Genomic DNA, 12368 nt, shown 5'->3' with positions numbered 1-12368 from the left:
TTATAATTATTAACTGTTATCGCAAACAGCACTGCTGAAACCTTGTAACGGCCACGCCAGACAGTGGAAGTGCTCGCCATGCGGTCTACTTGCACGCAACGTGCATGAGATCACGGCCTGATCTTGGAGAGGTCAGGATTAATTTGTGGAGGAAGAACTTATGAAACTAGCAGCGCTTATCGCGACAACTGCTTTGACAGCAACGACAGCCTTTGCCGCCGGTCACGAGGACCGTACAGGTTGGCCAGAGAGCTTCACCGTCGGGACAGCATCCCAAGGCGGCACCTTCTTTGCCTATGGTTCCGGCTGGGCAAACCTGGTCGCAGAAGAACTGGGCATCACAGGCGGTGGCGAAGTCACCGGCGGCCCGATGCAGAACATGGCGCTTGTGCACACAGGCGACGCACAGTTCGGCATGACAACAATGGGTCCGGCAGCTGAGTCCATCGCCGGTACAAACCCGATTGCACCCGGTCTACAAATGACCAACGCCTGTGCGATGTTCCCGATGTACCAGACACCGTTCTCGGTGACGACACTTGCCTCTTCCGGCATCACATCCATCGCGGATATCCCTGATGGCGCACGTATCGGTTTCGGCCCTGCGGGTTCGACATCCGACACATACTTCCCGCGCATGATGGAAGAGCTGGGTGTGAACTTCGAGCGCCGCAACGGCGGTTGGGGCGACCTTGGTGGTCAGTTGCAGGACGGTCTGCTGGACGTGATCGCGTTCGCTGCGGGTGTGCCTGTGCCGGCTGTTTCCCAGCTTGAAGTGCAAACTGATGTGAACATCATCGAGTTCACCGAAGAAGAGCAGGCAGCAATCATGGCCGCCTTCCCTGTGTCGGCATTTGAAATCGGCGCTGACACATACACCACACTGGAAGCACCGGCCCGTTCGGTATCCATGTGGAACTTCGCGATTGCCAACTGTGAACTTCCTGCTTCCTTCGTGAAAGCAGCGGTCGATGTGGTGATGTCCGACAACGAGCGTATGGTGAACATCCACCGTGCCGCCCGTTCCACACTGCCAGAGAACTGGGACAAGAACGCTGGCGTTCTGCCTTGGCACCCAGGTGCAGCCGAGTGGTTCATCGAGAACGCCGGTGCAGATATCCCTGCCGATCAGATCTTCGGCAACTAAGCCGTGATCACAGCGGGGCTGCTTTTCCCAAGCAGCCCCGCGACACGCAATTCATTCGATAAATTGATGCAGGCTCAATGTCCGTCAGGGCAATCTTTCAGCATGCGAGGACCACACCATGACGACCGACCAAACACTTGACGATCAAACGGACGGCCCCATTCTCGCCGAAGGGGTCGACGAAGAACCGGTTGAGCATAACCGGCGGATCTTCACCGGCCGGACCTATCTGGTTATTGCCGGTATCTCGGCATTTTATGCGCTTTTTCACATGGCCGCTCTGAATGGCTGGTCGATCAGCGCATGGACCGGTATTGATATTCCGCTCCTGCCGGTTTTTCCCATGGAAACCTGGAATTTTCGCATCGTCCACGTGGCAGGCGCGCTGATCCTCGGCTTCACGCTCTATTCAGCGCGGGCCTTTCCTGATGATGACGCTGATACACACAGCCCGCTGGACTATCTTGCGTATGCAGCTTTGCTTCCTGCCCTCTATGCCTGCTGGACCGCGCTTGGGTTCGCGGCAGACATCCAAGGGGGTGTCATGTGGAACGGCATGGATGAAGGTATCCGCAATGCGGAAATCTATCATTATGGCTATCCGCTGATCGCAGCGACAATCGCAGGGATTGTGCTTGGCTGGCTGCGTCCTCGCGTGCGCGGCACAATCGCCCCAGCCGATCTGGTACTGAGTGTCTGCGGCATCGCGGTTGCAATGTATCTGATCACGATCTTCGGCACATTGATGCGCAACGCAACCGGTACGCCCTTTGCGCCGATCGGCATGAGCATTGCCGCAGTCGCAGGGACTGCGCTGATCATGGAACTGACCCGCCGTGTAGCTGGCATGGCCTTGATCATCATCGCCGGGGTCTTTCTTGTTTATGTCTTTGTCGGTGACCTGCTGCCAGGCTTCCTGAACGCGCCCGATATCACGTGGCAGCGCTTCTTCAGCCAGGTCTACACCGATGCGGGTATCCTTGGGCCAACAACGGCCGTGTCCTCGACCTATATCATCCTGTTCATCATCTTTGCCGCATTCCTGCAGGCCTCGAAAGTGGGCGACTATTTTGTGAACTTCGCCTTTGCGGTGGCTGGTCGCGCACGCGGTGGCCCCGCAAAAGTAGCGATCTTTGCCTCTGGCCTCATGGGGATGATCAACGGCACCTCCGCGGGGAACGTTGTGGCGACAGGCTCGCTCACAATCCCTTTGATGAAAAAGGTAGGCTACAAACCAACAACGGCAGGCGCAGTTGAAGCCGCCGCCTCGACCGGCGGCCAGATCATGCCGCCGATCATGGGGGCCGGTGCCTTCATCATGGCCGAAATCACAGGTATTCCCTATACCGATATCGCAATCGCCGCGATCATTCCTGCGATCCTGTACTTCGTATCGATCTACTTCATGGTTGATTTTGAAGCCGCAAAGCTGGGCATGCGCGGAATGCGCGAGGACGAGCTTCCAAAGCTCAGGGCCATGGTGCGCCGCGTCTTTTTGTTCCTGCCGATCATCATTCTGATTGCCGCGCTCTTCATGGGCTACTCGGTGATCCGCGCAGGAACCTTGGCGACTGCCTCTGCCGCCGTCGTCAGCTGGTTCACGCCGTACCGGATGGGTCTGCGCTCGGTCACCAAAGCGTTTGAACTCGCTGGCATCATGTCGATCCAGATCATTGCGGTCTGTGCCTGTGCCGGTATCATCGTGGGTGTGATCTCGCTCACCGGTGTTGGCGCGCGCTTCTCGTCCGTGCTGCTGAACATCGCCGAAGCCAACCAGTTGCTCGCGCTCTTCTTTGCAATGTGCATCGCGATCCTGCTGGGGATGGGGATGCCGACAACTGCGGCCTATGCTGTGGCGGCCTCCGTCGTCGCACCGGGTCTGGTGCAACTGGGTATCCCGATGCTGACCGCGCACTTCTTTGTGTTCTACTTTGCGGTTGTCTCTGCCATCACGCCACCTGTGGCCTTGGCCAGTTATGCGGCGGCAGGGATATCGGGGGCGAACCCGATGGCCACATCGGTTGCATCGTTCAAGATCGGCATCTCAGCCTTCATCGTGCCTTTCATGTTCTTCTACAACGGCGCTATCCTGATGGACGGCACATGGCTCGAGGTGATCCGCGCAGGTGCAACGGCAGTCTTCGGGGTGTTCCTGCTGTCGTCGGGTGTCCAAGGCTGGTGGGTCGGCAACCGTGCCGCGCTGCCGATCCGGCTTGGCCTGATGGTTGCTGCACTTTGCATGATTGCAGGCGGCTGGCTGACCGACCTGATCGGCCTCGGTGGCGCGGTTGGCCTTTATTTCATGGCCAAAGTCTCGCAGCCAAGGGTCGTTGCATAAGCGAATATGACCTTTGAGCAAAACAGAAGGGAGCGGCGTGGATGCCTCGCTCCCTTTTATATTTCCACATCAAACCTTTAATCCTGTTTTTCAAAGTCTACATGCATACCAACAAGCAAGAACGCGGGGGAGCCATGTTGGGCAGAAGACACCAAAGCACTATTTCCGGGCTCCGATCCGGCAATGACCATTACACTTGCGCTGGAAATCAGTTATCTGGCCCGCACTGCGTAAAGAATTGACCACCAATCTGGAAGTCCGCTTTGATTGAACTCAGCACTTATGAGCTTTTCGTTCTCGCCACTGGCGCTATGGCGTTTGGCATTTATCTCTTGATCAAAGGTGGTGATTGGACAGTAGATGCCGCCGTTTTTGTCGCCGAACGCACCGGCCTGTCGCCGCTCTTTATCGGGGCGACGATCATCTCATTTGGCACCTCGGTGCCGGAACTTTTCACCTCGGTCACGGCTAACCTACAGGGCTACCCCGGCATCGCGCTCGGCAATGTCCTCGGCTCGAATGTCGCAAATATCCTGTTGGTCCTGGGGGCGACGGCTTTTGTGTTTCAGGTGACGGCACGCCCCAAGGATCTGCTCAAGGACCTTTGCATGATGCTCTTGGCCACGGGCATCATGGCCTTTGGTATGTTGACTGGCGGCTTCAACCAGATCCTCGGCCTGATCATGTTCGCCATTCTCGTGTCCTTTGTGTTCTACCAGTACAAAACGGACAGCATCCCGCTGGAAGAAGATGACGAAGATGACGACACCCCCACCATTACGACGATGAACGGGGCCATTGTTATTCTTCTGGCAGGCCTTGCTGCCCTCGGGGTCGGGTCCGAACTGCTTGTCAAAGGCGCCGTCCAGACCGGTTCTGCCATCGGTGTCCCTGAAGCTATTATAGGTCTGACTGTCGTTGCTTTCGGCACCTCCCTGCCCGAGCTGTCAACCTGTATCGCCGCCGCGCGCAAGCAATCGGTAGGCCTCATCCTTGGCAATATCATCGGCTCCAACACCTTTAACATCCTGTCCATCATCGGCCTGACCGCTGTGATCGCGCCTTTGGATGTTGATCCGGTTCTCCTCGGCGCGGACCTCTGGATCACTGTGGCGGTTGCTGTTCTCTTCACGCTGTGGATGCTGACAATCGGCCGTTTGAACCGCACCACCGGTATCATCATGATGGCCGCCTATGTGATCTTTGTCGCGGCACAATATCTGACGCCATAACCAAGAAGGCCCCATACCATGAGCAACGCAGAAATCGGTCTGATCGGCCTTGGCACCATGGGTGCGGCCCTTGCATTGAATATTGCCGACAAGGGGTTTGACATCGCCGTCTGGAACCGGACCACCGAAACCACCCGCGAATTTCACGATCAGGCCGGTGAACTGGCAGACCGCATCACGCCGACTGAAACGTTGGAAGATCTCGTCCGCGCGCTCAAATCACCGCGCGCGATCATCCTGATGGTGCCTGCCGGTGCGCCTGTCGATGACCAGATCAAGGCACTGCGCCCCCTGCTTGATGACGACGATATGATTATCGACGCAGGCAATGCGAATTTCCATGATACGAACCGCCGGATGCAGGAAGCCGGCGATCTGCCCTTCCTTGGCATCGGGGTGTCGGGGGGCGAGGAAGGGGCGCGTTTCGGCCCCTCCATCATGGGCGGCGGCAAGAAGGAATACTGGGACCGCGTCGCACATATTCTGGAAGCGATTTCTGCCAAGCACAAAGGCACACCCTGTGCCACATGGATGGGTGAAGACGGTGCGGGCCATTTTGTCAAAGCCGTCCACAACGGGATCGAATACGCCGACATGCAGATGATCGCCGAGGTTTACGGCATCATGCGTGACGGGCTGGGCATGGATAACGCAGCCATCGCCGAGACCTTTGCCAGATGGGACAAAGGCCCGCTGCGCAGTTACCTGATTGAAATTTCAGGCAAAGTCGCCGCTGCTGTCGATCCGAAAACCGGCAAGCCCATGCTGGATGTGATCGTCGATGCGGCGGGCCAGAAAGGCACCGGCCGCTGGACCGCGATTGAAGCACAGCATCTCGCGGCAGCGATTCCCGCGATTGAGGCCGCCGTTGTGGCGCGGAACCTGTCATCGCAGCGCGACGAACGCGCCGCAGGCGAGGCGCTTTTTGGTGCCGCTCCGCACCACATCGCCCATGATGTGCTGTCATTAGACGCGCTGGAAGAGGCGCTGATTGCAGGCAAGATCCTGTGCTATGCACAAGGGTTCGGTATGATCGAAAAGGCGTCCGACACATACGGCTGGGCGCTCCCCCTGCCCGCGATTGCTGAGGTCTGGCGCGAGGGCTGCATCATCCGCTCTGATATGCTGGATGATATGGCGACTGCGCTGCGCGAAAACCCTGAACGCAATCTGATGATGGCCACGGGTTTTGCGGACCGGCTCAAGCACACGCACAACGCGCTGCGTGCGGTTGTCGCGCAAGCGGCCCTGCACGGGCTGGCATCGCCTGCATTGTCATCGGGTCTGGCGTATTTCGATGCTATGCGGACCGCGCGCGGCACGGCAAACATGATCCAGGGTCAGCGTGACTTCTTTGGCGCCCACGGATTTGCCCGCATTGATGGCGGTGAAGGACACCACGGCCCTTGGGGAAATTAACCCAGGGCGTAGCCTGCCCCGCGCACCGTGCGCACCGGATCATCACCGCCGTTTTGCGTCAGGACCTTGCGCAGGCGGCCCACATGCACATCAACGGTCCGGGTATCGACATAGATGTCACGCCCCCAGACCCGGTCAAGCAGCAGATCGCGTGACCACACGCGCCCGGGCTTTTCCATAAACGTCGAAAGCAGGCGAAACTCGGTTGGCCCCAGCTTGAGTGCAACGTCGTTGCGTGTCACGCGGTGGGTTTCCGAATCCAGCACGATATCATCATAGGTCAGAACCTGTCCCACCGTTGCCGGACGCACACGGCGCAATTGCGCGCGCACGCGCGCCATGAGCTCGGACACGGAATAGGGTTTGACGACGTAGTCATCAGCACCTGTTTCCAGACCACGGACTTTATCCACCTCTTCGGCACGCGCCGACAACATGATAACCGGGATAGCGCGCGTCTCTGGACTGATCTTCAGCCGGCGACAGACTTCGATCCCTGACAGGTTGGGCATCATCCAATCCAGAACGATGACATCCGGCGCATCTTCGGCGACACAAAGCAGACCTTCTTCACCGTTCTCGGCGCGGGTCACGCGAAAACCTTCTGCTTCCAGATTGTAGCCCAAAACCTCCCGCTGGGCGGCTTCGTCTTCGACAACCAAAACATGGGGATGCTGGGGCATGGGTCTAGCTCGGTTCCGTCACATAGGCTGTTTTGTCACTTTTCGGCCGCGCCTCTTCCGGCATTTCGCCGGTAACCAGATAGATCACCTGTTCGGCCATATTTGTCGTCAGATCGCCCATACGTTCGATGTTTTTTGCCATGAAGTGCAGGTGCATACAGGGCGTAATATTGCGCGGGTCTTCCATCATGAATGTGAGGAATTCGCGGAACAGCGCGTTATACATCTGATCCACTTCCTGATCGCGCTGGCGTACGTCCTCGGCCAGTTCCGCGTCACCGCGTAAATAGGCATCCAGCGTGTCTTTGAGCATCTGCTCGACCTCGCGCGCCATGCGCCGCAGGGCCGCGTCAGAGCCGTTGACCGAGTTCATTTCGACCAGCACGCTTGTGCGTTTGGCGATATTTTTGGCGTAGTCTCCGATCCGCTCAAGCGATGCCGCAAGGCGCAGCACTGTAAGAACGGATCGTAAGTCCTTGGAAACAGGGGCGCGCAGGGCAATGGTACGTGCGGCCTCGTCATTGATCTGGATCTCCAGCGCGTCAATGCTCTTGTCGCCTTCACGCACCTCTTCGGCCAATTCGGTGTCACGGTCCGCAAGGGATTTGACGGCCTTGAGGATCGCCTCTTCAACCTGCCCACCCATCTGCATGATCAGCGTGGTTATCCCTTCGAGATCACGGTCATAGGCCGACGAAATATGATCGTTCATAGCTGTGTCTCCTTACCCGATCCGGCCGGAAATATAGCTTTCCGTCCGCGGGTCTTGCGGGTTGGTGAAAATCTTGTCGGTGTCATCGTATTCGACCAGGTTACCCAGGTGGAAAAACGCGGTTTTCTGGCTTACACGGGCGGCCTGTTGCATCGAGTGGGTGACAATTACCACCGAGTAGCTCTGGCGCAGCTCGTCGATCAGCTCCTCGACCTGTGCTGTGGCAATCGGGTCGAGCGCGGAACATGGCTCATCCATCAACAGAACTTCAGGCGCTGTGGCGATGGCCCGCGCAATGCAAAGGCGCTGCTGTTGACCGCCGGACAGGCCCGTGCCGGGCTTATCTAGACGATCCTTGGCCTCTTCCCACAGGGCGGCCTTGCGCAGGGACTTTTCGACAATCTCGTCCAGATCGGCCTTGTTGCGGGCCAGACCGTGGATTTTGGGGCCGTAAGCCACGTTATCATAGATCGACTTCGGGAACGGGTTCGGCTTTTGAAACACCATGCCGACCTTGGCGCGCAGCTGCACGGGATCAACGCGCGGGTCATAGATGTCTTCGCCATCAATCAGGATATCGCCCATAACGCGTGCGGTATCGATCGTGTCGTTCATCCGGTTGATACAGCGCAGGAACGTCGATTTACCGCAACCTGACGGACCGATAAATGCCGTGACAGTATTGTCGGCGATCTCGACACTGACATCTTTGATGGCATGTGTTTCGCCGTAATAGACTTGTACGCCGCGGGCGCTGATCTTGGAATCTTGCATCGTGCTCATCTTTCGGTCCACTGGTATCATATCTTTCATATCTGGGCTCCTACCAACGGCGCTCGAATTTGCGGCGCAGGATGATTGCGATGATGTTCATGGTCAGCAGGAAGATCATCAAGATGATAATCCCACCCCATGCCTTTTCAAAGAAGGCTTCGTCCGACCGCGCAGCCCAGGTGTAAATCTGCGCGGGCATCGCCGAGTTCGGATCAAGCAGGCCCGAGGCAATACCGTCAGGATATTCGCGGGCCACATAGCCCACCATCCCGATGAGCAGAAGCGGCGCGGTTTCACCCAAAGCTTGCGCAAGACCAATAATCGTGCCTGTCAGGATACCGGGCATCGCCAGCGGCAGTACATGGTGAAAGACCGATTGCATCTTGGACGCCCCTACACCCAGTGCCGCATCGCGGATGGATGGCGGGACAGACTTTAACGAGGCGCGCGTCGAGATCACGATTGTCGGCAACGTCATCAGCGTCAGCACAAGGCCGCCGACCAGCGGCGCGGACTGCGGCAGATGCGCAAACTGGATAAACACCGCAAGGCCAAGAATACCGAAGACGATAGAGGGCACCGCCGCAAGGTTCGAGATATTCACCTCAATCAAATCGGTCCACCGGTTCTTGGGCGCGAATTCTTCCAGATAGATCGATGCGGCCACCCCGATGGGCAGTGACAGCAGCAGCACGATCAGCATCATAAAGAATGACCCGATGACCGAGACGCCGATCCCTGCACCACCAGGGTTGTCAACGCCTGTGTCGGTCCCTGTAATGAAGTTCCAGTCAAACGCGGATCCGATGATCCCTGCATCCACCATCGCATCAACCACATCAAGATCCGCGGCTTCGAGGAAACGCCCGTCGACAACCATGTCGCGGGTCAGTTTACCCTGCAGATAGCGTTCGACACGGCTGGCCGCGGAGAGTTCAAACGTGACAGGCTGTCCGATCTGGTCCGGGTTCTCACGGTAGAATTCGCGCAGGTTGCCGCCAACCTTCCCTAAAAGACGCTCAATCGTGTCGGCATCGAAGGCAACATCAAGACCATCCTGCTGAAATGTCTCGGTAATGTTGGTGACGAAAATATCGGTATAGGCCGCCGTCTTGAGCATCTTGCTCTCGGCTTCGTCGAACTGCTCTTGCGTCAGAGTGAATTCGACATTCACGACGGTATGCGTGAAGGCCGGAATACCGTTGCGCAGGATCGAGAACGTCAGAAAGATCAGGAACGCCAGACCAAAGGTGATGGCCACAATGCCATACATCTTGAAACGCGCCTCAGCCGCGTTCCGTTTCTTCATCAACGGGCTTTCTGACAGCAGTGAGCCGTGCGCCGTCTGCGCAGGTGCTTTCTCGGGCATATCTGTGGCGGCGTCGGTCATTCGTACTGCTCCCGGTACTTGCGGACGATGTAGAGGGCAAAAATATTCAAGCCGAGGGTGACGACAAACAGGCTGATCCCGAGGGCAAAGGCCACCAAGGCTACTGGCGAGGAAAAGTCACTATCGCCTGTCAACTGGCTCACGATCTTGGCGGTCACCGTCGTCATTGCGTCAAACGGGTTCAGCGACAGCCGTGCCGCAGCACCCGCGCCCAGAACCACAATCATTGTCTCGCCAATCGCACGCGAGGCCGCCAGCAGGATCGCACCCACAATACCAGGCAAGGCGGCAGGCAGGATCACCTTGCGCACTGTTTCGGAATGGGTGGCACCAAGGCCCAGCGATCCGTCACGCATCGCTTGTGGGACAGCATTGATGATGTCGTCTGACAACGAACTCACAAACGGGATCAGCATCATGCCCATGACCAGACCAGCGGTCATCACGGCGGTGCCGCCTGACATCCACGTCACGCCAAGCGCACCGCCTTCACCAAAGACCCCGACAAGAAGCGGCCCGACCGTCAAAAGCGCGAAGAGACCGTAAACAATCGTCGGGATCCCGGCGAGCACCTCAAGCATCGGCTTGGCGATCGCGCGCACAGACTTGGACGCATATTCGGACAGGTAGATGGCAGAGAACAGGCCGATCGGCACTGCAACCAGCAAAGCAATAAGCGAGATATAGAGCGTACCCCAGAGCAGTGGCAGAATACCCAGTTGCGACGACTGGCCGCGCCCCGAGAAACTGGGTGACCAATTCAGTCCGAAGAAGAAGTCGGCGGCCGGATAGAGCTTGAAGAACTCATAGGTGTTGAAGATCAGCGAAAAGACGATGCCGACTGTTGTCAGGATCGCGATAGATGCGGCCAAAATCAGGACACTCAGGACGCCCTTTTCCACAACATTGCGCGCACGGTAGTCCCGCGTGATCAACCGCCATGTCAGGGCAAGCCCACCGATGGATATCGCGATCACCACAAGGGTCTTGAGCCAGTTACCCGTCCACGCCATTTCGCGGTAGCGCTGTGCGGCCTGCAGCGTTTCGGATGTCACACCGGAACCAAGTGCAACGCCGACTTCGGCAAGCCGCTCGCGCACATCGGTGAATTCGGTCCGCATATCTGCCGCAGTTTCTTCGGTCATCGCGCCTTCGGCCACAGCGACATCAAGCCCTTCGGCGACGCGGCGCACATCCGACATGATCAGACCAAGCGAGCTGCCCTCGGCGATTGCCTCTTGGTCAATCATTCCGGAAACTGTGTTGTTGATTACGAATGGCTGCACAATCAGCCAGACCGCCAGAGCAATACCGGCAGGCACAATCGCGTTCAGGGCCGTGTTGGCCCCGTAGTAGTTCGGCAGAGAGTGCAGATTACGGCGGTCACCGCCAGCGGCAGCCATGGCACGTGCACGGCCTGCAAAGAAACCAAGCACGCCTATGACAAGAACAATCAGCAGGATCAGTGTGTTTGACATCAAGTGTCCCCTTGCGCCTTTTGCCGGTCAGCCTGTGTCAGGCTCTGATCACCGCATAAATGCAACGATAGATTATTAAAAGTGGTCGATCGGTCCCGACAAAGTGTCGGAACCGATCAGAGCCGGATGGCTCTTAGTTCATTGTCACGTTGTTCATGACAGCCTGTTGTGTCGCCGCCAGCTCCGGGTCGGACACCAGACCGTAAGCGGCCAATGGACCGTCAGGACCGGCAACTTCGTCAGAGATGAAGAAGTTTGCATATTCCTGCAGACCGGGGATCACACCGATGTGTGCCGCCTTGATGTAGAAATACAGCGGGCGCGAAACAGGGTAGACGCCTGCAGCGATAGTTTCGGTTGTTGGCTCAACACCGGACATTGTCGCTACTTTCAGCTTGTCTGTGTTGTTTTCATAGAATGCCAGACCGAACACGCCGATACCGTTTGTGTTGGCGTCGATACGTGCGAGTGTTTCGGTGTAGTCACCGTCGATGTCGACAGAACGACCGTCTGTGCGGACAGCGAGACATGCATCTTCTGCGTCATCTTCGGACATACCGCCAGCGATCATCGCTTCCATCGCACCTGTAGCTTCACAGCCAGCAGCGATCACTTTTTCTTCAAACACTTCGCGTGTGCCGTGCTTGGTGCCCGGGATAAACGCCAGAATGTCTGCATCTGGCAGATCAGCGTTGAAGTCGGACCATTTTGTGTGCGGGTTCTCAACCAGCGCACCGTCAACCATGACCATCGGGGCCAGAGCGTTGAAGATGTCGGAAGGCTCGAATGCAGTGAATGCAGGGCCGTCGATCTGCGATGCAAAGACGATTCCGTCATAACCGATGCGGACTTCGATGATGTCTGTCACACCGGCTTCGGCGCAGGCAGCGATCTCGGAGTCACGAATTGCGCGCGATGCGTTTGCAATGTCGATTGTGTTTTCGCCAACACCTTCGCAGAAGCGCTTCAGGCCTGCAGAAGAACCACCGGATTCAACAACCGGTGCAGGGAAATCAAAGTTGTCGCCGAATGCTTCGGCAACGATCGAGGCGTAGGGCAGCACTGTGGAAGAACCGGCAACCTGCACGTTGTCACGTGCAAAAGATGTGGTGGCAGTAAGGGCAATCACCGCGGTTGTCGCGGTCAGCTTCATGAGAGACATAAAAACACTCCTGTCTGTCAGGTTTCGGTGAAG

General features: G+C 57.4%; 10 protein-coding genes. 4 read left to right on the top strand and 6 right to left on the bottom strand.

Translation table 11 applies throughout. From position 1 onward, the window contains the following. Nucleotides 1–160 precede the first annotated feature (160 nt). From C7964_RS05950 to gnd, 4 genes are all read left to right on the top strand, one after another. Nucleotides 161–1147, top strand: a complete 987-nt coding sequence (locus C7964_RS05950) for a TAXI family TRAP transporter solute-binding subunit (protein WP_110278767.1) — start codon at nt 161–163, stop codon at nt 1145–1147. A gap of 118 nt (nt 1148–1265) precedes the next feature. After that, nucleotides 1266–3485, top strand: coding sequence for a TRAP transporter permease (locus C7964_RS05945; protein ID WP_110278766.1), 2220 nt, complete (start codon nt 1266–1268; stop codon nt 3483–3485). A 263-nt stretch (nt 3486–3748) separates the two neighbouring features. After that, nucleotides 3749–4717: a calcium/sodium antiporter gene (locus tag C7964_RS05940; protein ID WP_110278765.1), complete on the top strand. Its 969-nt coding sequence runs from the start codon at nt 3749–3751 to the stop codon at nt 4715–4717. Between the two features lie 18 nt (nt 4718–4735). Beyond that, a complete protein-coding gene (gnd, locus tag C7964_RS05935) occupies nt 4736–6136 on the top strand; it encodes an NADP-dependent phosphogluconate dehydrogenase (protein WP_110278764.1) in 1401 nt (466 codons plus the stop codon). On the opposite strand, the gene phoB is transcribed toward gnd, so the two are convergent. The 6 genes from phoB to C7964_RS05905 form a co-directional block, all read right to left on the bottom strand. Continuing rightward, the gene (gene phoB / locus C7964_RS05930; protein ID WP_110278763.1) at nt 6133–6819 is read right to left on the bottom strand and encodes a phosphate regulon transcriptional regulator PhoB; all 687 of its coding nucleotides are present in this window, start codon (nt 6817–6819) and stop codon (nt 6133–6135) included. The genes gnd and phoB overlap by 4 nt on opposite strands. Before the next feature lie 4 nt (nt 6820–6823). Beyond that, entirely contained in the window at nt 6824–7531 is a 708-nt protein-coding gene (gene phoU / locus C7964_RS05925) for a phosphate signaling complex protein PhoU (RefSeq protein ID WP_110278762.1), read from the bottom strand. A gap of 12 nt (nt 7532–7543) precedes the next feature. Then, nucleotides 7544–8305, bottom strand: coding sequence for a phosphate ABC transporter ATP-binding protein PstB (pstB, locus tag C7964_RS05920; RefSeq protein WP_400088853.1), 762 nt, complete (start codon nt 8303–8305; stop codon nt 7544–7546). A gap of 49 nt (nt 8306–8354) precedes the next feature. Next, entirely contained in the window at nt 8355–9695 is a 1341-nt protein-coding gene (gene pstA, locus C7964_RS05915; protein WP_110278760.1) for a phosphate ABC transporter permease PstA, read from the bottom strand. Next, nucleotides 9692–11173, bottom strand: a complete 1482-nt coding sequence (gene pstC / locus C7964_RS05910) for a phosphate ABC transporter permease subunit PstC (protein WP_110278759.1) — start codon at nt 11171–11173, stop codon at nt 9692–9694. The genes pstA and pstC overlap by 4 nt, the downstream gene beginning before the upstream one ends. Before the next feature lie 133 nt (nt 11174–11306). After that, complete coding sequence (locus C7964_RS05905; RefSeq protein ID WP_110278758.1) at nt 11307–12335, bottom strand: substrate-binding domain-containing protein; 1029 nt, start codon at nt 12333–12335, stop codon at nt 11307–11309. Nucleotides 12336–12368: the final 33 nt, after the last annotated feature.

This window comes from Loktanella sp. PT4BL (genome assembly GCF_003201935.1).
Lineage (GTDB): Bacteria > Pseudomonadota > Alphaproteobacteria > Rhodobacterales > Rhodobacteraceae > Yoonia.
Note: the sequence above shows the minus strand (reverse complement) of the source record. Positions and strands in the feature narration are given on the sequence as shown.